Source organism: Burkholderia diffusa, from assembly GCF_902499115.1.
GTDB classification, from domain to species: domain Bacteria; phylum Pseudomonadota; class Gammaproteobacteria; order Burkholderiales; family Burkholderiaceae; genus Burkholderia; species Burkholderia diffusa.
This window is the reverse complement of the sequence record NZ_CABVPN010000008.1, coordinates 1-24189: the sequence shown is the minus strand read 5'-3', so window position 1 is coordinate 24189 and position 24189 is coordinate 1. Positions and strand designations below refer to the sequence as shown.

General features: G+C 66.7%; 22 protein-coding genes. 16 read left to right on the top strand and 6 right to left on the bottom strand.

The features are described 5' to 3' along the window. The first annotated feature begins 63 nt into the window (after nt 1–63). Nucleotides 64–615: a hypothetical protein gene (locus tag BTE28158_RS09730; protein WP_124624195.1), complete on the top strand. Its 552-nt coding sequence runs from the start codon at nt 64–66 to the stop codon at nt 613–615. Nucleotides 616–750: 135 nt separating this feature from the next. Here BTE28158_RS09730 and kdgD read toward each other — a convergent pair whose 3' ends face one another. Further along, nucleotides 751–1665 carry a 5-dehydro-4-deoxyglucarate dehydratase gene (kdgD, locus tag BTE28158_RS09725; protein WP_059680382.1) on the bottom strand — a complete coding sequence of 305 codons (915 nt, stop codon included), beginning with the start codon at nt 1663–1665 and terminating at the stop codon, nt 751–753. A gap of 229 nt (nt 1666–1894) precedes the next feature. Here kdgD and garD point away from each other — a divergent pair, with 229 nt between their 5' ends. The 4 genes from garD to BTE28158_RS09705 all read left to right on the top strand — a co-directional run bounded on the left by garD (nt 1895) and on the right by BTE28158_RS09705 (nt 5219). Next, nucleotides 1895–3448: a galactarate dehydratase gene (garD, locus tag BTE28158_RS09720; RefSeq protein ID WP_151048062.1), complete on the top strand. Its 1554-nt coding sequence runs from the start codon at nt 1895–1897 to the stop codon at nt 3446–3448. A gap of 181 nt (nt 3449–3629) precedes the next feature. Beyond that, on the top strand, nt 3630–4022 hold the full coding sequence (locus tag BTE28158_RS09715) for a nuclear transport factor 2 family protein (protein ID WP_124624192.1): 393 nt from the start codon (nt 3630–3632) through the stop codon (nt 4020–4022). Nucleotides 4023–4100: 78 nt separating this feature from the next. Beyond that, nucleotides 4101–4556: an RbsD/FucU family protein gene (locus BTE28158_RS09710; RefSeq protein ID WP_124624189.1), complete on the top strand. Its 456-nt coding sequence runs from the start codon at nt 4101–4103 to the stop codon at nt 4554–4556. Between the two features lie 225 nt (nt 4557–4781). Next, complete coding sequence (locus BTE28158_RS09705) at nt 4782–5219, top strand: DoxX family protein (protein WP_124497162.1); 438 nt, start codon at nt 4782–4784, stop codon at nt 5217–5219. Nucleotides 5220–5348: 129 nt separating this feature from the next. On the opposite strand, the gene BTE28158_RS09700 is transcribed toward BTE28158_RS09705, so the two are convergent. Further along, nucleotides 5349–6659, bottom strand: coding sequence for an MFS transporter (locus BTE28158_RS09700; RefSeq protein ID WP_059599113.1), 1311 nt, complete (start codon nt 6657–6659; stop codon nt 5349–5351). Between the two features lie 320 nt (nt 6660–6979). Beyond that, nucleotides 6980–8116 carry a branched-chain amino acid ABC transporter substrate-binding protein gene (locus BTE28158_RS09695; RefSeq protein WP_059599114.1) on the bottom strand — a complete coding sequence of 379 codons (1137 nt, stop codon included), beginning with the start codon at nt 8114–8116 and terminating at the stop codon, nt 6980–6982. Nucleotides 8117–8784: 668 nt separating this feature from the next. Between BTE28158_RS09695 and BTE28158_RS09690 the strand changes: the two genes are divergently transcribed. Further along, complete coding sequence (locus BTE28158_RS09690) at nt 8785–9579, top strand: AraC family transcriptional regulator (RefSeq protein WP_059528381.1); 795 nt, start codon at nt 8785–8787, stop codon at nt 9577–9579. 70 nt (nt 9580–9649) lie between these two features. Here the strand turns inward: BTE28158_RS09690 and BTE28158_RS09685 are convergent, their stop codons facing one another. Beyond that, entirely contained in the window at nt 9650–9913 is a 264-nt protein-coding gene (locus BTE28158_RS09685; RefSeq protein ID WP_059599117.1) for a hypothetical protein, read from the bottom strand. 297 nt (nt 9914–10210) lie between these two features. Then, nucleotides 10211–12103 (bottom strand): bifunctional sugar phosphate isomerase/epimerase/4-hydroxyphenylpyruvate dioxygenase family protein, encoded by a 1893-nt coding sequence (locus tag BTE28158_RS09680; protein ID WP_151048061.1) that lies wholly within the window; start codon nt 12101–12103, stop codon nt 10211–10213. 257 nt (nt 12104–12360) lie between these two features. Between BTE28158_RS09680 and aroQ the strand changes: the two genes are divergently transcribed. The 3 genes from aroQ to BTE28158_RS09665 are packed head-to-tail and all read left to right on the top strand — an operon-like array spanning nt 12361 to nt 15048. Continuing rightward, nucleotides 12361–12816, top strand: a complete 456-nt coding sequence (gene aroQ, locus BTE28158_RS09675) for a type II 3-dehydroquinate dehydratase (protein ID WP_059528374.1) — start codon at nt 12361–12363, stop codon at nt 12814–12816. Then, on the top strand, nt 12813–13667 hold the full coding sequence (locus tag BTE28158_RS09670) for a shikimate dehydrogenase (RefSeq protein WP_151048060.1): 855 nt from the start codon (nt 12813–12815) through the stop codon (nt 13665–13667). The genes aroQ and BTE28158_RS09670 overlap by 4 nt, the downstream gene beginning before the upstream one ends. Before the next feature lie 40 nt (nt 13668–13707). Next, nucleotides 13708–15048, top strand: a complete 1341-nt coding sequence (locus BTE28158_RS09665; RefSeq protein ID WP_124624172.1) for an MFS transporter — start codon at nt 13708–13710, stop codon at nt 15046–15048. Nucleotides 15049–15153: 105 nt separating this feature from the next. Here BTE28158_RS09665 and BTE28158_RS09660 read toward each other — a convergent pair whose 3' ends face one another. Beyond that, on the bottom strand, nt 15154–16263 hold the full coding sequence (locus BTE28158_RS09660; RefSeq protein ID WP_151048059.1) for a 2-aminoethylphosphonate--pyruvate transaminase: 1110 nt from the start codon (nt 16261–16263) through the stop codon (nt 15154–15156). Nucleotides 16264–16519: 256 nt separating this feature from the next. On the opposite strand from BTE28158_RS09660, the gene phnS reads away from it, so the two are divergent. From phnS to BTE28158_RS09625, 7 genes are read left to right on the top strand one after another with little or no spacing between them, the layout of a single operon-like run. Then, nucleotides 16520–17611: a 2-aminoethylphosphonate ABC transporter substrate-binding protein gene (phnS, locus tag BTE28158_RS09655; RefSeq protein WP_059599123.1), complete on the top strand. Its 1092-nt coding sequence runs from the start codon at nt 16520–16522 to the stop codon at nt 17609–17611. A gap of 34 nt (nt 17612–17645) precedes the next feature. After that, nucleotides 17646–18749 (top strand): 2-aminoethylphosphonate ABC transport system ATP-binding subunit PhnT, encoded by a 1104-nt coding sequence (gene phnT, locus BTE28158_RS09650; protein WP_059599124.1) that lies wholly within the window; start codon nt 17646–17648, stop codon nt 18747–18749. Continuing rightward, nucleotides 18727–19647: a 2-aminoethylphosphonate ABC transporter permease subunit gene (locus tag BTE28158_RS09645; protein ID WP_151048058.1), complete on the top strand. Its 921-nt coding sequence runs from the start codon at nt 18727–18729 to the stop codon at nt 19645–19647. Before phnT ends, BTE28158_RS09645 begins: the two co-directional genes overlap by 23 nt. Beyond that, nucleotides 19637–20497 (top strand): 2-aminoethylphosphonate ABC transport system, membrane component PhnV, encoded by an 861-nt coding sequence (gene phnV, locus BTE28158_RS09640; protein ID WP_124611544.1) that lies wholly within the window; start codon nt 19637–19639, stop codon nt 20495–20497. Before BTE28158_RS09645 ends, phnV begins: the two co-directional genes overlap by 11 nt. Continuing rightward, nucleotides 20494–21801, top strand: a complete 1308-nt coding sequence (phnA, locus tag BTE28158_RS09635) for a phosphonoacetate hydrolase (protein ID WP_151048057.1) — start codon at nt 20494–20496, stop codon at nt 21799–21801. Before phnV ends, phnA begins: the two co-directional genes overlap by 4 nt. Next, on the top strand, nt 21798–23252 hold the full coding sequence (gene phnY, locus BTE28158_RS09630; RefSeq protein WP_151048056.1) for a phosphonoacetaldehyde dehydrogenase: 1455 nt from the start codon (nt 21798–21800) through the stop codon (nt 23250–23252). Before phnA ends, phnY begins: the two co-directional genes overlap by 4 nt. A 4-nt stretch (nt 23253–23256) precedes the next feature. Next, nucleotides 23257–23808 carry a phosphonate degradation HD-domain oxygenase gene (locus BTE28158_RS09625; RefSeq protein ID WP_124624158.1) on the top strand — a complete coding sequence of 184 codons (552 nt, stop codon included), beginning with the start codon at nt 23257–23259 and terminating at the stop codon, nt 23806–23808. The last annotated feature ends 381 nt before the right edge of the window (nt 23809–24189 follow it).

The following is a 24189-nucleotide window of genomic DNA, read 5'->3' as shown; positions in this document are numbered from 1 at the left end:
CTCGGGCCGCACGGCCCGCAGGCGGGCCTGAGAGATCACAACATTCCAAGCGGGAACCATCCGATGAACATCAGCAAGCGCGGCGACCACCTGTTCGCCGCCGGATTGTGGAAGGCGATCGGCGACGTTGCGCATTCGGTGCGCAGCCGGATCGGCCAGTACAGCGAAGGGCGCGTGCTCGCGAATGCGTTGCTGGAATTCCAGCGCGACCTGGGCGGCAGCGAATTCGACGTGACCATCAACCAGGGGCGGCCCGTTACCGGCTCCGACGCGCATTCGCTCATGTTCGGCCTCGCCGTGCGCCGTTTCCGACAGGACATGGAAGCGCTGGTGTTCGCGCTCGAGCATCGCCGCGGCATCGACGAACACGACCAGGGCCTGCGCACCGAAGCGCTGATGCAGGCCAACAGCGCGCTTCTGACCGCGAAGCAGTCGGCAACGATCACGGTCGGCCGGTTCTTCGATGCGGTCGTCGATCGCGACGTGCTGGGGCAGATTCTCGGTGACGAGTCGAACGCACGCGTGCGTGCGGGCGCGCAAGGGCAGATCGAGGCGACCCGGATCAAGCTCGGCAACGTGCGTCACCGGATCATCGGCGTCATCGCGCAGATGTGACCGCGCGCATCGCGATGGGATGCGTGGCATGGCCGCCGCTGCAAACGACCGCGGCCGGCAGGCGCCGGCCGCGATGCAACACGGGCAACAAACCGGTCGCGGTGCCATTGAAGACGCCGCGCCGGCCGTACGCGCTTACTGCGGGCCCATCTTCTTGATCAGCACGTCCAGTTCGGCCATTTCGGCGTCGGTGAGGTCGACGAGCGGCGCGCGCACCGGGCCAGCGTCATGGCCGACGAGCTTCGCGCCCGCCTTCACGATGCTGACCGCGTAGCCCGCGCGACGGTTGCGGATATTCAGGTACGGCAGGAAGAATTCGTCGATCAGGCGGCCGACCGTTGCGTGGTCGTCCTTCGCGATCGCTTCGTAGAACGCCATCGCCGTCTTGGGGATGAAGTTGAACACGGCCGACGAGTACACCGGCACGCCGAGCGCCTTGTACGCGGCTGCGTAGACTTCGGCCGTCGGCAGGCCGCCGAGATACGCGAAGCGGTCGCCGAGGCGGCGGCGAATCGTGACCATGCTCTCGATTTCGCCGACGCCGTCCTTGAAGCCGATCAGGTTCGGGCAGCGATCGGCGAGGCGCTCGAGCATGTCGGCGTTCAGCTTCGAATTCGCGCGGTTGTACACCACGACGCCGATCTTCAGCGCGCGGCACACCTGCTCGACGTGTTCGGCGATGCCTTCCTGGCTGGCTTCGGTCAGGTAGTGCGGCATCAGCAGCACGCCGCTCGCGCCGAGGCGCTCGGCTTCCTGCGCGTATTCGATCGCGACGCGCGTCGCGCCGCCGGCGCCGGCCAGGATCGGCACCTTGCCCTTGCAGGTTTCCGTCGCGACGCGGATCACGTCCGAATACTCGCGCTGCGTGAGCGAGAAGAATTCACCGGTGCCGCCGGCCGCGAACAGCGCGGTCGCGCCATACGGTGCCAACCATTCCAGACGCTCGGCATAGGTGGTCGGGCGGAAGCTGCCGTCTGCGTCGAAGTCCGTCAGCGGAAACGACAGCAGGCCGTGGGAGATGATCTGTTTGAGTTCTTGCGGTGAAGTCATGGTTGGGTCGTCCGTCTAGCGCGAGTGCTGGGTTCGTCGGGTACGGCATCCGAGCCATATTGGCGATGTCGTTGTATGTCATCGTACAACGAGGCAAAAGGTGACGCAAGCGATTTGCTGGCGGGCGGGGGTTAGGGTCTTTCCGGATAAGGGTTTACTCAGCATCCCGGTTGGTGTTGAATGTCGTATGATGACTAACGATTTGACTGGTGGCCTTCCAGGAATTCCGATGACTGCTTCCCCGCTTTATATCCGCGTGCACCCCGACGACAACGTCGCGATCGTCGTCAACGACGGCGGCCTGCCCGAGGGCGCGACGTTCGCCGACGGCCTGACCCTGCGCGAAGGCGTGCCGCAAGGGCACAAGGTCGCGCTGGTCGACCTTGCGGCCGGCGACCCGATCGTCCGCTACAACGTCGTGATCGGCTACGCGCTCACCGAGCTGCGCCGCGGCAGCTGGGTCAACGAGCGCACGATGCGCATGCCCGAGCCGCCGGGGCTGGACAACCTGCCGCTCGCCACCCGTGCCGCGCCGCCGCTGGCGCCGCTCGAAGGTTATACGTTCGAGGGCTTCCGCAATCCGGACGGTTCGGTCGGCACGCGCAACATCCTCGCGATCACGACGACCGTGCAGTGCGTGTCGGGCGTCGTCGAGCATGCGGTGAAGCGGATCAAGGACGAACTGCTGCCGCGTTACCCGAATGTCGACGACGTGGTCGGGCTCGAGCACACCTATGGCTGCGGCGTCGCGATCGATGCGCCCGATGCCGACATCCCGATCCGCACGCTGCGCAACATCAGCCTGAACCCGAACTTCGGCGGCGAGGTGATGACGGTGAGCCTCGGCTGCGAGAAGCTGCAGCCCGAGCGCCTGCTGCCACCCGGCGCGATTCCGCTGGCGGCCGACGGCGCGGCGGACAACGGCGGCGTGGTGTGCCTGCAGGATGCCGCGCACGTCGGCTTCAACTCGATGATCGACTCGATCATGAAGATGGCCGAATCGCACCTCGAGCGGCTGAACCGCCGCCGTCGCGAGACGTGCCCGGCGTCCGATCTCGTCGTCGGCGTGCAGTGCGGCGGCAGCGATGCATTCTCGGGGCTGACCGCGAACCCGGCGGTCGGCTTCGCGGCCGACCTGCTCGTGCGCGCGGGCGCGACGATCATGTTCTCGGAAGTGACTGAAGTGCGCGACGGCGTCGCGCAGCTCACGTCGCGCGCGGCGAACGAGGACGTCGCCCGCGAAATCATCCGCGAGATGGACTGGTACGACCGCTACCTGCAGCGCGGCCGCGTCGATCGCAGCGCGAACACGACGCCCGGCAACAAGAAGGGTGGCCTGTCGAACATCGTCGAGAAGGCGATGGGTTCGATCGTGAAGTCGGGCAGCGCGCCGATCGCCGGCGTCGTGCGGCCCGGTGATCGGGCGCGGCAGAAGGGGCTGCTGTACGCGGCGACGCCCGCGAGCGATTTCATCTGCGGCACGCTGCAGCTCGCGGCGGGGATGAACCTGCACGTGTTCACGACCGGCCGCGGCACGCCATACGGCCTCGCGCAGGTGCCGGTGATCAAGGTCGCGACGCGCAGCGATCTCGCGCGCCGCTGGCACGACCTGATGGATCTCGACGCGGGGCAGATCGCGACCGGCGCGGCCTCGATCGAGGACGTGGGCTGGGAGCTGTTCCGGCTGATGCTCGATGTCGCGAGCGGCAAGCGCCGCACCTGGGCCGAGCAATGGAAGCTCGCGAATGCGCTGACGCTGTTCAACCCGGCGCCGGTGACCTGACACGCGCGGTTGCGATGGCAGACGATGCGGGCGCCTTCGAGCGCCCGTTCTTGATTGCGGCGGCGCGATTTCCTTACCTCGAACGTAATCGACCGCCCATGCGAGGCAGGTGACGATGACGGCACGCGAACACGAAACGTCCGCGGCGCCGTCCTTCCTTCATCCAGACCAGGAGCCTCGCATGAACACCGCCCAAACCGTCCAGTCCGCTCACGCCGACCTGATCGACCGCTATTTCGACGCCTGGAACGAGCCCGACGTCGCACGCCGGCGCGCGCTGATCGATGCGACCTACGCGAGCGACGCGGCCTATCGCGATCCGCTGATGGCCGGCGACGGCCACGCGGGCATCGACACGATGATCGCCGCGGTGCAGGCGCGCTTCCCCGCGTTCCGGTTCCGCCGCACGACCGACGTCGACGGCTTCGGCCAGCACCTGCGCTTCTCGTGGGCGCTCGTGTCGCCCGACGGCGCGGCGATCGTGAAGGGTTCGGATTTCGGCACCGTCGATGCGTCGGGCCGCCTGAAGTCGGTCACGGGTTTCATCGACGAAATGCCGGCCGCGGCATCGTGACGTGAGCGATGCACGCCCGGTGGCCGCCGGGATCGGGTAACTTATGCAATTCGTTCCCGATCCCGGAGATTTGCCCACATGCTGAAGAATCTCGATCCTCTGCTGCACGCCGACATCCTGCACACGCTGCGCGCGATGGGCCACGGAGATGAAGTGGCGATTTGCGATGCGAATTTTCCCGCGGAGTCCGTCGCCGAGCACACGGTGGTCGGCCGCGCGCTGCGCATCGACGGCGCCGACTCGGCGCGCGTCGCGCGCGCGGTGCTGTCCGTGCTGCCGCTCGACACGTTCGTCGATACGCCCGCGTGGCGGATGGAAGTGGTCGGCGACCCCGCCGCGGTGCCGCCCGTGCAGCGCGAAGTGCAGGCCGAAATCGATCGCGCGGAAGGGCGCGCCGTGCCGCTCGCGGGCGTCGATCGATTCGCGTTCTACGAGCGCGCGCAGCAGGCGTACGCGGTGATCGTCACCGGCGAGCTGCGCGGCTACGGCTGCTTCCTGTTCAAGAAAGGCGTGCTGTTGAGCGACGCCGGTTAGGGCCTGTTCCCTTTATTCGCGGCGACGGCCGGGCGTCGTTCTTCATGGCGCCGTCATGCTTGCGTCGCCGCCGCAGCGTAAAGATTTGCTACAACCTTTTTCTTGGACACCGCGAAAAGACCCTCTATGCTGGCCCATTTGCCGCGGGCCCGACAGGGCCGCGCGGCTCCGAACCGCACGGGCACGCCCCGCGCGGACGGCCGAACTGCATACGAGGAGAGAGGCATGACGCGTTCCGTCGATTCCGGCGTCATTTTTTTCGCGCGCCTGGCGCTGGCGGCGTTGTTCTTGTGGGGCGGCGTGATGAAGCTGCTCGGCTACAGCGATTTCATCGGTTATCTGCATGGGCTGAACGTGCCCTATCCGCAGGTGATGGGCCCGGTCGTCGTCACGATCGAGGCACTCGGCGGCCTGCTGCTGATCGTCGGCTACAAGGTGAAGCCGCTCGCGTTGCTGATGGCGTTCTATACGATCGCGACCGCGATGGTGGGACACAATTTCTGGGATGCGACGGACGCCGCGGTCCAGCACGACATGGTGATCCACTTCTGGAAGAACGTCGCGATCGCCGGCGGGTTCCTGCTGCTGTTCGTGACCGGTGCGGGCGGCGCGAGCATCGACGCGCTGCGCCGGCCGAGTTCGTCGTACGGCGCGCTGCGCTGAATCGCACCGGGCTGAATGGCGCGACGCACGCACGTCGCGCGCCGCGCTGAACCAAAACAAAAGGGCCGAATCCCGCACGCCGCGGGATTCGGCCCTTTGTTCATCCAGCCAACGCGTGCGCGCCGGCGTTCAGCGTGCGTCCTTCAGGTCCTTCGCATCCTTCGAGAACTGCACGGCGATCGCGCCGAGCACGCAGATCGTTGCGACGTACACGACCGGCGCGAGCGGGTTCGATTTCATCATCAGCGACACGATCACCGGCGTCAGGCCGCCGAAGATCGCATACGCGACGTTGTACGAGAACGAGATGCCCGAGAAGCGCACGACCGCGGGGAAGCTCTTGACCATCACGAACGGCACCGCACCGATCGTGCCGACCGTGAAGCCGGCAATCCCGTAGTACAGCGGCAGTGTCGACGCGTCGGCCGCGACCTGCGCGAACAGCAGGTAGTAGCACGCGGCCAGCACGAGGCCGCCGATGCCGAGCACGCGCTTCGCGCCGATCCAGCCCGCGAGCGAGCCGGCGGTGATGCAGCCGGCGGTCAGGCACAGCGTCGCGACGCTGTTCGCGAACAGCGTGGTCGCGGGCGTCAGATGAAACTGCTTCTGCAGCAGCGCGGGCGTCATCAGGATCACGACGACGATCGCCGCCGACAGCATCCACGTGAGCAGCATCGACACGATCACCGCGCGGCCGTGGTCGCGCAGCACGGCCTTCAGCGGAATCTCGGCCGCGAGCGCCTTCTTCGCCTTCATCTCGGCGAACACCGGCGTCTCGTGCAGCCAGCGGCGCAGGTAGACGGAGAACAGGCCGAACACGCCGCCGAGCAGGAACGGAATGCGCCAGGCGAATGCGGTGACTTCGGCGCCCGAGTAACGGCTGTTGATGCCGGCGGCGACCAGCGAGCCGAGCAGGATGCCGGCCGTGAGGCCCGCGGTCAGCGTGCCGCACGCATAGCCGATGTGGCGCGACGGCACGTGCTCCGACACGAATACCCATGCGCCCGGCACTTCGCCGCCGACCGCCGCGCCCTGCAGCACGCGGAACAGCAGCAGCAACACCGGCGCGAGGATGCCGACCGAGTCGTAGGTCGGCAGCAGGCCCATGAGCAGCGTCGGCACCGACATCATCAGCACGCTCAGCGTGAACATCCGCTTGCGGCCGAACAGGTCGCCGAAGTGCGCCATGATCACGCCGCCGAGCGGACGCGCGAGATAACCGGCCGCGAAGATGCCGAACGTCTGCAGCTGGCGCAGCCAGTCGGGAATGTCGTGCGGGAAGAACAGCTGTCCGATCGCGGGTGCGAAGAACACGAAGATGATGAAGTCGTAGAACTCGAGGGCGCCGCCGAGTGCGGCAAGGCCAAGAGTTTTATAGTCGCTGCGCGTGAGCGCGCGTTCGGCGGCGCGAGGCACGCCGCTCAATTCGGAAGCTTGCATGGTCAGGACGATCGGTTTTCGAATGTTGTTGTCGGTGCTGCGTCTCCAGAACCCGCTATCGGCATGGACTGGCAAGGCGCGGCTTGCGTCGTCGAGCGTGTGCCGAGCGCCGGATGGGGCACGCGACACGCACCGTCGCACCGGGATGGGGCACGACGCAGACGAAGCGTCAAAGCGGGTGGGGGGATTCTACAGGAGCGCGAAATGCGCGCGCGCGGGGCCGCGCCGAGGAATGCTTCGGACTTCGTCGAACCGAAACGCACGCGGCGCGGCAGGCGGGTGACCCGCATGCCGCGCCGCGCGTGACAGGGACTGCGCGATCAGTTGCCGGCGATGGTATCGACCGGCTTGAACGCGCCGTGCTCGACCTTGTAGATCGTCACCGGCGCATCCTTCAGGTCGCCCTTCGCGTCGTATGCGATGCTCGGCGCCGACACGCCCTTGATCGACACCTTGCCGAGATACGGCGTATAGACCTTCGGATCGGTCGAGTTCGCGTTCTTCATCGCGGTGAGCAGCGCGATCGTGCCGTCGTACGAGTAGGGCGAATAGGTGATGACGTCTTCATTGAAGCGTGCCTTGTAGCGCGATGCGTAGCCGGCGAAGCCCGGCATCTTTTCCTTCGGCAGCCCGCCCATGTAGACGATCGCGCCTTCGGCCGCGTCGCCGCCGACCTTCAGGAACGTCGGCGAGCGCGACATCTCGCCGGTCACGAAGGCGGACTTCATCCCGAGCTGGCGCATCTTGCGGATCATCGGCGAAGACTGCGCGTCGCCGCCGCCGTAGAAGATCGCGTCGGGGTTGAGGCCCTTCAGGTTGGTCAGGATCGCCGAGAAGTCGAGCGCCTTGTCGTTCGTGAAGTCGCGCTTGACGATCGTGCCGCCCGCGGCCTGCACGGCCTTCGCGAATTCGTCGGCGATGCCCTGGCCGTAGGCCGTGCGGTCGTCGATGATCGCGATGCGCTTGAAGCGCAGCGTCTTCACCGCGTACGTGCCGACGATGCGGCCGGCCTGCGCGTCGCTCGTCAGCAACCGGTAGGTGGTCTTGTAGCCGCGCGCCGTGTATTGCGGCGACGTCGCCATCGAGATTTGCGGCAGCCCCGCGCGATCGTACAGGTCGGACGCCGGAATGCTCGTGCCCGAGTTGAAGTGGCCGATGACGCCGCGGACGTTGTCGTCGATCAGCCGCTGCGCGACCGTCGTGCCGGTGCGCGGGTCGGCCTGGTCGTCCTGCGAGTCGAGCTGGAACGTGACCGGCTGTCCACCGATCGTCGGATGCGTCGCGTTGAAATCGGCGATCGCGAGTTGCACGCCCTTCTGCATGTCCGTGCCGTAGTTCGACTGCGGCCCCGTCAGCGGTGCGGCGAAACCGATCTTGACGACGTCGGCGGCGATGGCGTGTGCGCCCGACAGTGCGCAGGCAGCGGCCAGCGCGACGTGCGATACCTTCAGCTTCACTTTCACTTCCCCTTGATGGCGTGGTTGGGCCGCCGCCGGCCAGCGGGCCGGTGCGGTAAACCGGGCGAGACGTATCGGTCTGCAGGCCTGTGCGACAGCCGTGCGGGGTGTGCCATGCGCCGCGCGGGTTGTGCCGGAATCGGCGTGCGTGGTGTTGGCGGGATGTCGTCTCGTAACCGTTGATCGAAGTCTAGGTAGCGAAAATGCGCGCGTCTTGCGCGTTCGGTGCGCGACCGGCGACGATTTCGGCATATCGTCGATAACCCTGATATATGCCGAAATCGTCATGTAGAACGCGCAATCGCGCCAAGACGTGACGCGCCGGCATTTCTAGGATGGCGGGTCCGGCGCAGGTTGTCTCGGCGTCAGTTGGGTGCATCGATATCGCCGACGTTGCCGACCGATGCCCGGCGCCATGCAGCGGGCCGATGCGTATTCGACGCCGCCCGGCAAGCGCGCGGCGCAGTGGTTGCGCGCACAACAGCACGGCGTACGATGCGCCGCCGCATGCGGCCACCCGATCGTCGCCAATCGTCGCCGATCGGCGGCGCGTTGCGCGGACCGCCGTTCGCCGAGCCGCCCGATCGCTTGCCCGAGATCGCCACGACGTGTTCTCGGGCGCGCTCCTATAATCGACGCCATCAGCCACTCCCTTCGCAGATGCCGGGATGACGACCTTCCTTGCCGCACCGCCCATGAGCCTGTCCGACACGCTGCGCTACCAGCCCGACAACGCCGATCTCGGCGCGATGCTCGCGCACTTCCGCCTGCTCGAGCCGGTGTTCGATGCGCTGCCCGACGTTGCATTCTTCGTGAAGGACGCGAACGGCCGCTACGCGCTCGTCAACCGCACGCTGGCGATGCGCTGCGGCTACAAGGACAAGCGCGACCTGCTCGGCAAGACGACCGACGAAGTGTTTCCGCGCCGCTTCGGCCGGACCTATTTCGAGCAGGACATGGCGACGATCACCGCCGGCCAGCAACTGATGGACCAGCTCGAGCTGCATCTGTATCCGGGCCGCCAGCCGGGCTGGTGCCTGACCTGCAAGGAGCCGCTGCGCGACGCGGCCGGCAAGGTGGTCGGCCTCGCGGGCATCTCGCGCGACCTGAAGGCGCACGAGGGGTCGCATCCGGCCTACAGCAAGCTCGCCGACGTGGTGCAGCACATCCAGGATCACTACGTGCAGCCGCTGAACCTGAAGCAGCTTGCGCAGATGGCCGGGATGTCGGTCGCGCAGCTCGAACGCTACTTCCACAAGGTGTTTCACCTGACGCCGCGCCAGGTGCTGCTGAAAACGCGGCTCGACGCGGCCACGGCGCTGCTCGTCACGCACGACAAGGTGACCGACGTCGCGGCGCTATGCGGTTATACGGATCACAGCGCGTTCACGCGCCAGTTCAAGGCGACGGTCGGCATGACGCCGACGGAATATCGGCTGATGCTGCAGGATCGGGCAGGGTGAAGTGTCGCGCCGGGCGGGCCGGCGGGTCTGAAGGATCGGGGCGATGCGGGGAAGCGGTGAAAACCGTGGCTCAGCGGTAGCCGAGCCCTTTCAGGACGGCCGTGCCGTCTTCGGTCAGCCGGAAGCTGGGGGCCGTATCGGGGTCGAGCCTGACCATCTCGACGAGACCGGCTTCCTGCAGCGCAGGCAATTCGGCTTTGGCGTTCGCGCCGATCGGCGCATGCAGCAGCACGAGCAACGTCGCGATTTCGTGATGACTGAGCAGGCGGCGCAGCATCGTCTTCTTTGCAGGGGGCGCGGCCGGGCGGCCCGCGGGTGCTTCTACGGCGCTCATCGCTGTCCTCCTTTTCGAGATAACCATCGGGTACTGGTTGCGGATGGTGCCGTCGAAGACTTAAGCGATTCTTAAAACCGCGGTGGCCGAGCGGATGCTGCAGTGCGGCGTGCGTTACGGGATGTAACCCCAGCCGGGCGGCCGCTTCCGGCCCCGTTTCCGGCCCCGAGCGGCCTGCCTTGCCGGGCGGGGCACCGCCGCGGCATTCACCACGATGGTGCGTCCGCGCGACGCACGTCGCAGGGTCGTCGTGGTTTTCTCGTTCGATTCGCCCCTGCGCGAAATTCGCTTGCTCCCTTATTTCCTGCGCTGGGCCTGCGCGGCGAGCCGCACGGCCGCGTTGGCCGCGCCGTAGCCGTCGTAGCCGCCGCGCCGCTCGACGATTTCGAGCGAGAAGCGGTTGTCGACCAGTTCCGTATACGCATGCAGGAATTCGCCGCCGTTTTCGTCGCGGTCGTACAGCAGATGGTGAGCGCTCAGCGTGTCGATCAGCTCGTCCGGCAGCGCGTAGCGCGCGGCGAGATCGTCGTAATAGTTCGGCGGGATCCGCAGGAACGGCACGCCGTCGGCCGCGAACGTGGCGACCGTCTGCACGATGTCGTCGGTCCGGAACGCGACGTGGTTCAGCCCCGTGCCGTGATAGCGTTCGAGCGATTCGGCGACGGCCGTATGGCGGTCGACCGACGCATTCAGCGCGATCCGCACCGAGCCGTCGGCGCTACGCACCGCGCGGCTGCGCATCAGGCCGTACGGATCGGGCACGAGCCAGCTGCGCTCGGCCTCGAAGCCGAAGGCGGTCTTGAAGAACAGGATCCACGTATCGAGCGCGTCGGCCGGCAGCGCGAGGCAGACGTGATCGATGCCCGTCAGCGGGCCGACCTCGGTCGGGCCGTCGATGTCGGTCAGCACGAAATCCGACTCATACAGCGTTGGCGCGTTCGGCGTCTCGTCGACGAAGTATTCGAGGCTGCCGTCCGGCGCTTGCACGCCCGGCAGCACGCGCTCGTTCGGGCCGACGCGCCCGGAAAACGGCGCGTAGCCGAAGCCGGCCGCGCGTTCGAATGCCACTTTCGCATCGTCGACGCGGAATGCCGACGCGCACAGCGACAACCCGTGCTGCTGGAAGAACGCGTCGGCGAACGAGTCGCGCTCGGCGTTCAGCACGATCGACGCGGCGCCGTGCTGGAACAGCGTCACGTCCTTCGATCGATGACGGCCCGCGAGCCGGAACCGCATCCGGCCGAGCCATTCGCCGACGGTGGCCGCCGCCTGCGCGTCGACCGCGAATTCAATGAACTGGAATCCGACGTGCGCGGGCGGCGCCGGCGGCGCGAACAGTGGCTGGCCGGCGGCGGGCGCGTGGCCGTCCTGTGCGAGCCGCGCGCGCGTCAGCTCTTCCAGATAAAGCAGCGAGCGGTGGCCGTCGGCGGCCGTGATCGCGGTCGGCGCGGCGCGGAAGCCGTCGTTGAAGATCTCGAGCGACAGCGGCCCCGTATAACCGGACTCGATCACGCGGGCCGTGAAGCGCGCGAGGTCGAAGTCGCCCTGGCCGGGGAACGAGCGGAAGTGGCGGCTCCATTCGATCACGTCCATCGCGAGCTTCGGCGCGTCGGCGATCTGCACGAACGCGATCCGGTCGCCGGGGATGTCGGCGATCGCGTCCGGCGAATCGTCGAGCGACAGCGTATGGAAGCTGTCGAGCGCGAGGCCGAGATGCGGGCTGTTCACCGCGTTCACGAGCTGCCATGCGTGGCTGTACCGGTTCACGACGCGGCCCCACGCGAGCGCCTCGTACGCGGCAACCACGCCGGCCTGCCGCGCGGCTTCGGCGAGCGCGCCGAGCTGGTCGACCAGCAAAGCATCGTCCGCGATCGTGTCGGGCGACACGTTGCTGCACACCAGGATGCGGTCGGTGCCGAGCGCGTGCATCACGTCGAACTTGCGGCGGATGCGGTCGAGATTGCGGGCGAGCTGGGCCGGGCTCACGCCTTCGAAGTCGCGAAACGGCTGGAACAGCACGATGTCGAGGCCGAGATCGGCGGCCATGTGCCGCACGTCGGCGGGCGATCCGTCGAAGTAGACGAGGTCGTTCTCGAAGATTTCGACGCCGTCGAAGCCGGCGGCCTGGATGGCGGCGAGCTTCTCGGCGAGCGTGCCGGACAGTGACACGGTGGCGATCGAGCGCTGCATGGGCGAATCCTGCGGATGAGCGGGGCGTGGCGTCGGCCGGATCGGGCCGGAATGAACCAGTCGTTGAATTACCTGCGGGCGCCACATCCCGAATTTACTAGGGGAGTATGGGGAATTATACAAACTAACTAGATGGTACAAATTAGCGAAAACCCGAAAAGACATTGCGCTTGCGCAAGCGCACACTAGCGCCAAATCTTGACGTCAAGGGGCGCAGTCGGCTAGCGATTCGCCCCTGTTTTAGGAGCAGAAACACCATGAGCAAGCACAAGGTGCTGGTGCTGAACGGCCCGAACCTGAATCTGCTGGGGACCCGCGAGCCCCATATCTACGGCGCGGAAACCCTTGCCGACGTCGAGCAGCGTTGCCGCACGGCGGCCGAAGGGCTCGGGCTGGAGATCGACTTCCGCCAGTCGAACGCCGAGCACCAGCTGATCGACTGGCTGCATGCCGCGCGTCACGATACGCACGGCATCGTGATCAACCCGGCCGCGTATACGCACACGTCGGTCGCGCTGGCCGACGCGTTGTCCGCGATCGCGAAACCCGTGATCGAGGTGCATATCTCGAACGTGCATCGTCGCGAGGCATTCCGTCACCACTCTTATGTGTCGGCGGTGGCCGAAGCCGTGATCTGCGGCTGCGGCACCGAAGGCTACGTATTCGCGCTGCAGCGCCTGTCGACCCTTTTTGCGCAGGGAGCCGCACGATGAGCCGCCCGTCTTTTCTGATCGGCCTGATCGGCCAGGGCATCGGCGGTTCGCTGTCGCCCGCGATGCATGAGGAAGAAGGCTTCCGCCAGGGTTTCGGCTACGTGTACCGGCGCATCGATCTCGACGTGCTCGGCGTGACCGCCGACGCGCTGCCTGAACTGCTCGATGCCGCGCAGCGCATGGGCTACAACGGGCTCAACATCACGCATCCGTGCAAGCAGCGCGTGATCGAGCACCTCGACTCGCTGTCGGACGACGCGCACGCGCTCGGCGCGGTGAACACCGTGCTGTTCAAGGACGGCAAGCGGATCGGCCACAACACCGACTGGTCGGGTTTCGCGAAGTCGTTCCGCCGCGGGTTGCCCGACGTGTCGCTCGAGCGTGTCGTGCAGCTGGGCGCGGGCGGCGCGGGTGCGGCCGTCGCGCATGCTGCGCTGCAGATGGGCGCCGCCGAACTGACGATTTTCGACGTCGACGGCACGCGTGCCGCCACGCTCGCGGGCGAACTGCAGCAGCGCTTCCCGGCCGCCCGGGTTACACCGGGCAGCGATCTCGCGGCCGCGATGCATGTCGCGACTGGCCTGATCCACGCCACGCCGACCGGCATGACCAAGCATCCAGGCCTGCCGCTGCCGGCCGAGCTGCTCCGCGCGGGAATGTGGGTTGCCGACATCGTGTATTTCCCGCTCGAAACCGAACTGATCCGCGCCGCCCGCGCGGCCGGCTGCGCGACGCTGCCGGGTGGCGGGATGGCCGTGTACCAGGCCGTCGATGCGTTCGAGATCTTCACCGGACGCACGCCGGACGACGAGCGAATGTTCGAACACTTTCAGTCGCTCGTCGCGCGCTGACCTTTTACCGACTAGCTGAAAAAGAGACCAGGAGACGACCATGCAGCACACCACCCACACGAACGCCGCGCCCGCGGCGGCCGGCACGGTCCGGCGGACCTCGGCGCGCTACAAGATCCTCGCGCTGCTCGCGATCGGCACGATGATCAACTATCTCGATCGTACCGTGCTGGGGGTGGCTGCGCCGCAGCTCACCAAGGAGCTTGGCATCAACGCGGCGGTGATGGGCATCATGTTCTCGGCATTCTCGTGGACGTACGTCGCGATGCAGGTGCCCGGCGGGTTGTTCCTCGACCGCTTCGGCAGCAAGATCACCTATTACTGGTCCATGACGCTGTGGTCGCTGTGCACGTTGCTGCAGGGCTTCGTGCCCGGTGTCGGGACGTTGCTCGCATGCCGGCTCGGCCTCGGCGTGACGGAAGCGCCGTGTTTCCCGACCAACAGCCGGGTCGTCGCGACGTGGTTCCCGCAGAACGAGCGCGCGATGGCGACCGGCACCTACACCGTGGGCGAGTACATCGGTCTCGCGTTCTTCAGCCCCGTGCTGTTCGCGCTGATGGGTGCGTTCGGCTGGCGCTCGCTGTTCTGGGTCGTCGGCACGATCGGCATCGTGTTTGGTCTGGTCTGGTGGAAGTTCTATCACGAGCCGCGCAACCATCCGGCCGCCAATTCGGAAGAACTCGCGTACATCGAAGCGGGCGGCGGTCTCGTGCACGGCGCGCGCAAGGACGGGGACAAGAGCGGCAAGCCCGCACAGGCCAAGTTCAGCTGGTCGATGGCCGGCCGGCTGCTGAAGAAGCGTCAGCTCGCGGGTATCTGCCTCGGCCAGTTCGCCGGCAACTCGACGCTCGTGTTCTTCCTGACCTGGTTCCCGACCTATCTTGCGACCGAGCGCCATATGGGCTGGCTGAAGATCGGCTTCTTCGCGGTGATGCCGTTCATCGCCGCGTCGGTCGGTGTGATGTTCGGCGGGATCTTCTCCGACTGGCTGCTGCGCCGCGGCAAGTCCGCGAACCTCGCGCGCAAGCTGCCGATCATCGCGGGCCTGCTGCTCGCGTCGACGATCATTCTCGCGAACTACGTGAAGAGCAACGAAGCCGTGATCGCGATCATGTCGGTCGCATTCTTCGCGCAGGGGATGGCGGCGCTCGGCTGGACGCTCGTGTCCGACATCGCGCCGGACGGCCTGCTGGGCGTGACCGGCGGCATCTTCAACTTCGCGGCGAACCTCGCCGGCATCATCACGCCGCTCGTCGTCGGCTTCATCGTCGCATCGACCGGATCGTTCGTCGGCGCACTCGTGTTCATCGGCGTGATCGCGCTGATCGGTGCGCTGTCGTATATCTTCGTCGTCGGCGACATCAAGCGGATCGAACTGTAACTACCGGCTCCACGCACACTCGGTGCGTTCGCCCGGCGACCTGTGGGTCGCCGGGCTTTTTTGTTTCTGCCGTTCCCGCTTGCGGGCCGGGGCACGCGTCAGCGCTCACGCGCGCTGCACGGCAATCCCGAGCGATTCGACCGCCTGCGCGATCGCCGCGACCGCAAGCCGGATGTCGCCGGCATCGATCGCGCCGATGCAGCCGACGCGGAACGTCTCGAGTTGCGTCAGTTTGCCCGGATACAGGATGAAGCCTGCGTCGCGCACTGCGTCGTAGAAGCGGAGGAAATCGTAAGCCGGATGGTCGGGCGCATGGAACGTGACGATCACCGGCGCCTGCACGCTTGCGTCGAGGAACGGCGTGAAGCCGAGCGCGCGCATCGATTCGATCAAGGTCCGGCAGTTCTCCGCATAGCGCGCACCGCGCGCCGGCTGGCCGCCTTCGGCCAGGTACTGGTCGAGCGCGGCGCGCAGCGCGGCGATCACGTGGGTCGGCGGCGTGAAGCGCCACTGGCCCGTCTTGCGCAGGTATGCGTGCTGATCATGCAAGTCGAGCGCGAGCGACGGCGAGTTGCCTTCGCTCGCGTCGAGTACATCGCGCCGCACGATCGCGAACCCCATCCCCGGCACACCTTCCAGGCATTTCCCGCTTGCCGAGATCAGCGCGTCGATTCCGCTGTCCGCCAGCGCGATCGGCAACGCGCCGAACGAACTCATCGCGTCGACGATCAGCCGCTTGCCGTGCCGTCGGCACGCGACCGCGATCGCGTCGAGCGGATTCAGGATGCCGGCGCTCGTTTCCAGGTGCACCAGCGCGACGTGCGTGACGCGTGGCTCGCGCGCGAACGCGGCTTCGATCGCCGCCGGGTCGACCGCGGCGTCCTCATCGAACGGCAGCGCGATCGCCGCGATGCCGAGCCGGCCGAGGATCTTCAGGATGCGCGCGCAATACGCGCCGTTGTCCGGCACCAGCACGACGCCGTCGCGCGGCACGAGCGTGCCCAGCGCGGCCTCGACCGAAAACGTGCCGCTGCCTTGCATCGGCACGCACACGTATTCGTTGCCGCCGCGCGCGATCGCGACGAGATCCGCGCAGACACTGGCCGTCAATTGATTGAAAGCGGCGTCCCACGAGCCCCAGTCATGTTGCATTGCGTGGCGTGTTGTGGCGGACGTGGTGAGCGGACCGGGCGTGAGCAGAATCGGGTCGGGCATGGCTTTTTCTCCAGCAAAGGTCGGGCGAAACGCCGGGGCGGCATTTCTGGGTGATTTGCATGATATTGGCAAAATGTGTCATTTTTTGGAAATTGTGGCACTCGTCACGGCGTTGTCATCGAACGCTGTGATCCTTCGGTTGCCGCGCGAGACCACCCGCAGCGCGGCAGCGAGGCAGGCCGGTTGTCGGTCTGTCCGACTGAAAGGAGCCGGATCGTGCCCCGGCCGTTTGGTGTTCCGCCTACGGAGAAGTGAGATGACACTGCAGAATTCCTCGCGCGCCGCTGCCGGCGCGTTCCGCAAGCTCGCGCTGGCCGCCTGCGCCGCCGGTCTGCTGCAAGGTGCCGCGATGCCCGCACATGCGGCAAACGCGGTCGTGCTGTATACGGCGGACGGTCTCGAGAATCTCTATCGCGATGTGCTGCCGGCCTTCGAGAAGAAGGAAGGCGTCAAGGTCAACATCGTGACGGCGGGCAGCGGCGAGGTCGTTAACCGCGCGAACATCGAGAAGAATTCCCCGAAGGCCGACGTGATCGTCACGCTGCCGCCGTTCATTCAGCAAGCCGGCCAGATGGGCCTGCTGCAGCCGTACCAGAGCGTGAACTACAAGAACGTGCCGGCGATCGCAAAGGCCGAGGACGGCACGTGGGCGACGTTCGTGAACAACTACTTCTCGTTCGCGATCAACCCGGACGTCGTGAAGAACCAGCCGAAGACGTTCGCCGACCTGCTGTCGCCGGCCTACGCGGGCAAGGTCGCGTACTCGAACCCGGCCACGGCCGGCGACGGGATGGCCGTGCTGATCCTGACGACCTCGCTGATGGGCGAGGACAAGGCGTTCGACTACCTGGCGAAGCTGTCGCAGAGCGTGAAGTTCCACACGAAGGGCACGGGCTACCTGAACGTGCTGCTGTCGCGCAACGAGATCAGCGTCGCGAACGGCGACCTGCAGATGGACCTCGACGACGCCGAACACGGTGCACTGTCCGTCAAGCCGATCTTCCTGTCCGCGAAGGACGGCGACCAGCCGACCACGTTCCAGCTGCCGTACGGCATCGGCCTGATCAAGAGCGGCCCGAACCAGGACGCCGGCAAGAAGCTGATCGACTACCTGATGTCGACGGAAGTGCAGTCGAAGGTGCCGGACATGTACGGCATCCCGGGCCGCACCGACGTGCCGCTGGCCGGCAAGAACGGCGAAGCGGTCAAGAAGGCGATCGCGGGCGTGAAGCTGATCCCGGTCGACTGGACCCAGGTGATGGCGAAGAAGCCGGTGTGGATCGAGCGCTGGAAGAAGGACGTGATCGGCAGCTCGGGCAAGCAGCTCGACGTCGTCAAGCCGAAGTGATCGGCACACGCCGCCTGTATTAGCGAGCAAGAGGATGAACCCGGTGGAAACCACCCTGACCCATCCCGGCGCATTCGGCGCCGCCGAACCGCACGCCACGCTGCGGTCCGGCGCGCCGGGCGGTGTGCAGATCGAACACCTGAGCGTGCGCTATGGCGCACGCACTGTGCTGGAAGATCTGTCGCTGTCGATCGGCGCCGGTGAATTTCTGACCGTGCTCGGCAAGAGCGGCTGCGGCAAGACCACGCTGCTGCGCTTCATCGCCGGGTTCGTGAAGGCCGACGGCCTGACCGGCACGCTGACCGTGGCCGGACGCGACCTGACCCATGCGCCGCCGCACAAGCGTAATCTCGGTCTATTGTTCCAGAATTACGCGCTGTTCCCGCACCTGTCGGTGTTCGAGAACGTCGCATTCGGGCTGCGCGCCCGCGGGATGGCCTCGTCCGAAGTGACACGTCGCGTCGCCGACGCGCTGAAGCTCGTGCAGCTCGGCGATGCGGGCCACCACCTGCCCGCGCAACTGTCGGGCGGGATGCAGCAGCGCGTTGCGCTGGCCCGCGCGCTCGTGATCGAGCCGGACGTGCTGCTGCTTGACGAACCGCTGTCGGCGCTCGACGCCAACCTGCGCGCGTCGGTGCGCAGCGAGCTGAAGGCGCTGCACGAGCGCCTGCCGAACCTGACCGTCGTCTGCGTGACGCACGACCGCGACGACGCGCTCGTGCTGTCCGACCGCGCGCTGCTGATGCGCGACGGCCGCATCGCGCAGCTCGGCACGCCGCAACAACTGTACGACGCGCCGCAGGACGGCTACGTCGCGCGCTATCTCGGCCCGGCGAACCTGCTGCCGCCGCACGTGATCTTTCCGCTCGGCGATCCGCGTCACGAAGTGCGAGACAAGGTCGCGTGCGTGCGCCCCGAGCGCCTGACCGTGATGCCGCTCGCGGCGGGCGGCCTGCACGGCACGGTGTCTTCCGTCGAATGGCAGGGCGCGGACCTGTCGATCGCGGTCGTGATCGATGCGGCGCCCGACGAACCCGTGCGCGTGACGATGCAACGCGGCCGCGGCGCGGCCCCCGAGCGCGGGGCGCGCGTTTCCCTGCATTGCGAGGCAGACGATGTCGTCCTTATCGAGCCCTGAAGCCGGCCTGCCGCCGCATGTGCTCGCGTCGGCCGCCGCGCATGCCGCTGCCGCGCGGCGCCGCAAGCGCATGGGCGACCTGCACCTCGCCGTGCTCGCGATCGTCGTGCTCGGCCCGCTCGTCGTCTATCCGCTGGTGCGGCTCGTGCTGCTGAGCGTATCGGGCGATCACGGGCTGAGCTTTGCCGCGTACCGGACGTTCTTCGGCAACCCCGATACGCGCAACGTGCTGCTGACGACGCTCGGCGTGCTGTTCGCGAGTGCCGGCACCGCATCGGTGCTCGGCGTGCTGCTGGCCGCGCTGCTGTTCTTCAAGCCGTTTCCGGGCGCGTCGCTCGTCACGCGCTTCCTGGAACTGTACGTCGCGTTCCCGTCGTTCCTCGTCGCGTTCACGCTGATCTTCCTGTACGGCTCGCAAGGCTCGATCAGCATCGCGCTGCAGCACCTGTTCCATCTCGAGAGCGCGCCGCTCGATTTCCTGTTCGGCATCGGCGGCGTGATTCTCGCGCAGACCGTGTTCTATACGCCGTTCGTCGTGCGGCCGACGCTCGCGTCGTTCGCGACGCTCGACCTGCGCCTGATCGAAGCCGCGCGCAGCCTCGGCGCGTCGGGCTGGATGCTTGCACGTCGCGTCGTGCTGCCGATCGCGTGGCCGGGCATCGCCGCCGGCACCGTGCTGTGCTTCCTGCTGACGCTGAACGAATTCGGGATTCTGCTCGTGCTCGGCAGCGCGCGGCTCGTGACGCTGCCGGTCGCAATCTACAGCAGCGCGACCGTCGACCTCGACCTGCCGACCGCGTCGGCCGGCGCGGTCGTGATGCTCGCGCTGTCGCTGGCGCTTTATGCGGTTTATCGTCGGGTAAACCGGCGTGCGACGGGAGGGAACGATGTCCGCTGAATTCCGTATCGGGCAAGCCGTGCCGCGCCATCAGATCGGCTGGGGCGACACGCTGCTCAAGCATGCGTCGCGCGCGGCGCTCGCGCTGGCCGCGTTCGCCTGCTTCTGGCTGTTCGTGCTGCCGGTCATCGTCGTTGCACTGTCGAGCGTGTCGACGCAGTGGTCGGGCACGATCCTGCCGGCCGGCTACAGCCTGCGCTGGTTCGAGCGGCTCGGTTCGCCGGAATACGACGCGCTGCTGACGAGCCTCGAGATCGGCTTCGGCGTGTCGGCGATCGGCACGATCCTCGGGCTGTGGCTTGCACTCGCGCTCGAAGGGCGCGACCGGCGCGGCCTCGGCGCTGTTGTCGATGCGCTCGTGATGGTGCCGAACGGCGTGCCGAGCGTTGTGCTCGGACTCGCGGTGCTGATCGCGTATCACCAGAAGCCGCTCGACCTGTCGAGTTCCGCCGCGATCGTCGTGCTCGTGCAGCTCGCGCTGATTCTGCCGTTCTGCTATCGCTGCGCGGCCGCCGCGCTGCGCCCGGAGCTGACCGTGCTGCGCGAAGCTGCGGCGAGCCTCGGTGCGCCGCCCGCGATGGTGCTGCGCCGCGTACTGCTGCCGCAGCTCGTGCCGGCGCTGCGTGCGAGCCTCGCGCTCGGCTTCGCGCTGTCGCTAGGCGAGCTCGGCGCGACGCTGACCGTCTACCCGCCGGGTTTCGCGACCGTGCCGATCGTCGTGATCGGCCAGGTCGAGCGTGGTTATTACCTTCCGGCATCGGCGCTGTCGCTGCTGATGCTCGGCGCGTCGCTCGCGGCGCTGCTGCTGATCGCCGCGCGTGTGCCGCGCGGCAAGCGGGCGGCATCATGAACGCCGCGTTTGCATTGCGCCATCCGGGTGAAGCGTCGGCGAGCGGCGCATCGCCGAATCTCGCGGGACGCTCCGTCGACGTCAACGGCCGGCGCTACCGGCTGCCGGTCGAGCCGACCGTGGTCGTCTGTGTCGACGGCTGCGAGTACGACTATCTCGAACGTGCGGTGGAAGCGGGCGTTGCGCCGTTCATCGGCCGGATGATCGCGGAAGGCACGGCGTGGCGCGCCGATTGCGTCGTGCCGACCTTCACCAACCCGAACAACCTGTCCATCGTCTGCGGCGCGCCGCCGTCGGTCCACGGGATCTGCGGCAACTATTTCTGGGATCCGGCCGCCGACGGCGGGCGCGGCGCCGAAGTGATGATGAACGACCCGGCCTATCTGCGTGCCGGCACGCTGCTCGCGGCGGCGTCCGACGCCGGCGCGCGGGTGGCCGTCGTGACGGCGAAGGACAAGCTGCGCCGGTTGCTGGGCTGGCAGATGAACGGCATCTGCTTTTCCGCGGAGAAGGCCGCGCAGGCGAATCTCGCGGAAAACGGCATCGTCGACGTACTCGACTGGGTTGGCCTGCCGTCGCCGGATGTCTATAGCGCGGCGCTTTCCGAATTCGTGTTCGCGGCCGGCGTGCGGCTTGCGCAGACGCGGCAGGTCGACCTGATGTACCTGTCGACCACCGATTACGTGCAGCACAAGTGCGAGCCGGGCAGTGCCGGCGCAAACGCGTTCTACGCAATGATGGACGGCTATCTCGCGCAGCTCGACGCGCTTGGCTGGGCAATCGGGCTCACGGCCGACCACGGGATGAACGCGAAGCACGATCCCGCGACCGGTCGCCCGAACGTGATCTATCTGCAGGATGCGTTCGACGGCTGGTACGGCGCGCAGGCTGCGCGCGTGATCCTGCCGATCACCGATCCGTACGTCGTGCACCACGGCGCGCTTGGCTCGTTCGCGACCGTCTACCTGGCACCCGGCGTCGACCGGACCGAGGCGATGTGGCGCGTCGGCGGGATCGACGGCGTCGAGCTCGTGCTCGACAACGCGGAAGCCGCCGCGCGCTTCGAATTGCCGGCCGATCGGATCGGCGACCTCGTCGTGATCGGTCGGCGGGACATGACGCTCGGCACGCGCGAGCGCGAACACGACCTGTCCGGCCTGACCGTGCCGCTGCGTTCGCACGGCGGCGTGTCCGAGCAGGAAGTGCCGTTGCTGTTCAACCGTCGGATCGAGCGGGACGATCCTGCACGTCGTCCGCGCAATTTCGACGTCTTCGATTTCGTGCTGAACCGGGTCGCGTCATGATGGCTCATCCCCGACAGGATCACCTCGCCTTTCGCGCCGAGGCGCTGCGCTGGTGCGGCACGCGTGCGACGCGGGATCGAGTTCTCGACGTTACCGATCCGTACACCGGCATGCGTGTCGGCACGGTGCCGCTGGCGAGCGTCGACGACGTGCGCGCCGCGTTCGACTACGCGATGGCGTACCGGCCTGCGCTCACGCGTTACGAGCGTTCGCAGATTCTCGAACGCGCGGCGGCGCTGCTGCGCGAACGTACCGAGGAAGCGTCCGACCTGATCACGCTCGAATCGGGATTGTCGAAACGGGATTCGCGCTACGAGATCGGCCGCGTTGCCGACGTGCTGAAGTTCGCGGCGGTCGAGGCGCTGCGCGACGACGCGCAAAGTTTCTCCTGCGACCTGACGCCCCACGGCAAGGCGCGCCGCGTGTTTTCGCAGCGACAGCCGCTCGACGGCGTAATCGTCGCGATCACGCCGTTCAATCATCCGATGAATCAGGTCGCGCACAAGATCGCGCCGGCGATCGCGACCAACAACCGCGTGATCGTGAAGCCGTCGGAGAAGGTGCCGCTGTCGGCGTTCTATCTGGCGGACCTGCTCTACGAGGCCGGCCTGCCCGAGCCGATGCTGCAGGTGCTGACCGGCGACCCGCGCGAAATCGCGGACGAGCTCGTCACGCATCCGCACGCATCGCTGATTACCTTCACGGGCGGCGTGTCGATCGGCAAGGCGATCGCTGCGCGGGCCGGCTACCGGCGCATCGTGCTGGAGCTCGGCGGCAACGATCCGTTGATCGTCCTTGACGATGCCGATCTGGAGCGTGCCGCATCGCTGGCCGTGCTCGGCTCGTACCGGAATTCGGGGCAGCGCTGCACGGCCGTCAAGCGGATCCTGGTACAGCGCTCGATCGCGCCGGCATTCACCGAGTTGCTCGTCGAGAAGACGCGTGCATGGAAATATGGCGATCCATTCGATCCCGCGAACGAAATGGGCACGGTGATCGACGGCGCGGCGGCGCGGCTTTTCGAGGCGCGGGTCCGCGAGGCGGTCGCACAGGGTGCGCGCTTGCTGATCGGGAACGTGCGTCGGGGGGCGCTCTATTCGCCGACCGTGCTCGACAACGTTGATCCGTCGATGACGATCGTGCGCGAGGAGACCTTCGGCCCCGTCTCGCCCGTCATCGCGTTCGACACGATCGACGACGCGATCCGGATCAGCAACGGGACGGCATTCGGGCTGTCGTCGGGTGTCTGTACGGACAGCACGGCGGCCGTCGTGCGCTTCGTGAACGAGCTGAACGTCGGGACCGTGAATGTATGGGAAGTGCCCGGATACCGGATTGAGCTTTCTCCGTTCGGCGGGATCAAGGATTCGGGGCTCGGTTACAAGGAAGGCGTTCAGGAGGCGATGAAGAGCTTCACGAACCTGAAGACGTTTTCGCTGCCTTGGGAGTGAGCGGATGGCACTGACGGTGGAAGAGATTCATGGGCTGTATCGCGAGCACGGCCATGTGGCCTATAGCGGTGAACCTGTCACGCAGCTCGAGCATGCGTTGCAAAGCGGGTTGCTGGCGGAAGAGGCGGGCGCGGACGAAGCGCTGGTTGCGGCCGCGTTCCTGCACGACCTGGGGCATCTGCTGAATCGACAGGGCGAGACGCCGAGTGCGCGCGGTATCGACGATCTGCATCAGTATTTCGTGCTGCCGTTCCTGCGGCCGCTGTTTTCGGACGCGGTACTGGAACCGATCCGGCTGCATGTCGACGCGAAGCGTTGCCTGTGCCGCACGGACGTCGGCTACTTCGAGAGCCTGTCGCCGGATTCGGTGCGTAGCCTCGCGCTGCAGGGCGGTATCTTCAGTGAAGATGAGACGGTGGCATTCCTGCAGCGCCCGTTTGCGGAGGACGCGCTTCGTCTGCGCCGCTGGGACGATACGGCGAAGGAAGAGGGCAAGGTGACGCCCGGCCTCGATCACTATATGGAGATAGTGGCGCGCCAAGTGCGTGTGGCCTGACGATTCGGCTGCTTCTATATAAGGCCCCGCACGCGGCAGCGTGCGGGGCCTTATATTTTTTACGAAACCCCTTGCGCGATTGCCGGGAGCTGCTTAGAATCGCGCCTCTTTCGCGCTAACGGAAACGCGGCGCGGAGGAAGAAGGGAAGCGGTGCGATGGAGGGTCGGTTGTAGAGCCCCGGCGCACATGAAGTTGAACCCAGTCGCCGCAACGAAGCAGTTCAAAAAGTTGTTGACTGACTGAAAAAGACGGTTCATAATCTCGCTTCTCTGCTGCTGAAAACGCAGCGCTGCTGAGAAACTTCAGGTTTCTCGCAGAAATGCTCTTTAAAAATTAACAGCCGATAAGTGTGGGCGCTTGATGGAAGCGAGCTGATCTTC

Excerpts from the sequence above, each read along its gene's own strand:
- BTE28158_RS09715 (WP_124624192.1), top strand. The coding sequence starts at position 3,630 with ATGAACACCGCCCAAACCGTCCAGTCCGCTCACGCCGACCTGATCGAC.
- BTE28158_RS09645 (WP_151048058.1), top strand. The coding sequence starts at position 18,727 with ATGTCGTCCTTATCGAGCCCTGAAGCCGGCCTGCCGCCGCATGTGCTC.
- BTE28158_RS09690 (WP_059528381.1), top strand. The coding sequence starts at position 8,785 with ATGACGACCTTCCTTGCCGCACCGCCCATGAGCCTGTCCGACACGCTG.
- garD (WP_151048062.1), top strand. The coding sequence starts at position 1,895 with ATGACTGCTTCCCCGCTTTATATCCGCGTGCACCCCGACGACAACGTC.
- BTE28158_RS09730 (WP_124624195.1), top strand. The coding sequence starts at position 64 with ATGAACATCAGCAAGCGCGGCGACCACCTGTTCGCCGCCGGATTGTGG.
- BTE28158_RS09660 (WP_151048059.1), bottom strand. The coding sequence starts at position 16,263 with ATGCCCGACCCGATTCTGCTCACGCCCGGTCCGCTCACCACGTCCGCC.
- kdgD (WP_059680382.1), bottom strand. The coding sequence starts at position 1,665 with ATGACTTCACCGCAAGAACTCAAACAGATCATCTCCCACGGCCTGCTG.
- BTE28158_RS09700 (WP_059599113.1), bottom strand. The coding sequence starts at position 6,659 with ATGCAAGCTTCCGAATTGAGCGGCGTGCCTCGCGCCGCCGAACGCGCG.
- BTE28158_RS09685 (WP_059599117.1), bottom strand. The coding sequence starts at position 9,913 with ATGAGCGCCGTAGAAGCACCCGCGGGCCGCCCGGCCGCGCCCCCTGCA.
- phnS (WP_059599123.1), top strand. The coding sequence starts at position 16,520 with ATGACACTGCAGAATTCCTCGCGCGCCGCTGCCGGCGCGTTCCGCAAG.
- phnA (WP_151048057.1), top strand. The coding sequence starts at position 20,494 with ATGAACGCCGCGTTTGCATTGCGCCATCCGGGTGAAGCGTCGGCGAGC.
- BTE28158_RS09705 (WP_124497162.1), top strand. The coding sequence starts at position 4,782 with ATGACGCGTTCCGTCGATTCCGGCGTCATTTTTTTCGCGCGCCTGGCG.
- BTE28158_RS09710 (WP_124624189.1), top strand. The coding sequence starts at position 4,101 with ATGCTGAAGAATCTCGATCCTCTGCTGCACGCCGACATCCTGCACACG.
- phnV (WP_124611544.1), top strand. The coding sequence starts at position 19,637 with ATGTCCGCTGAATTCCGTATCGGGCAAGCCGTGCCGCGCCATCAGATC.
- aroQ (WP_059528374.1), top strand. The coding sequence starts at position 12,361 with ATGAGCAAGCACAAGGTGCTGGTGCTGAACGGCCCGAACCTGAATCTG.
- phnT (WP_059599124.1), top strand. The coding sequence starts at position 17,646 with ATGAACCCGGTGGAAACCACCCTGACCCATCCCGGCGCATTCGGCGCC.
- BTE28158_RS09665 (WP_124624172.1), top strand. The coding sequence starts at position 13,708 with ATGCAGCACACCACCCACACGAACGCCGCGCCCGCGGCGGCCGGCACG.
- BTE28158_RS09680 (WP_151048061.1), bottom strand. The coding sequence starts at position 12,103 with ATGCAGCGCTCGATCGCCACCGTGTCACTGTCCGGCACGCTCGCCGAG.
- BTE28158_RS09625 (WP_124624158.1), top strand. The coding sequence starts at position 23,257 with ATGGCACTGACGGTGGAAGAGATTCATGGGCTGTATCGCGAGCACGGC.
- phnY (WP_151048056.1), top strand. The coding sequence starts at position 21,798 with ATGATGGCTCATCCCCGACAGGATCACCTCGCCTTTCGCGCCGAGGCG.
- BTE28158_RS09670 (WP_151048060.1), top strand. The coding sequence starts at position 12,813 with ATGAGCCGCCCGTCTTTTCTGATCGGCCTGATCGGCCAGGGCATCGGC.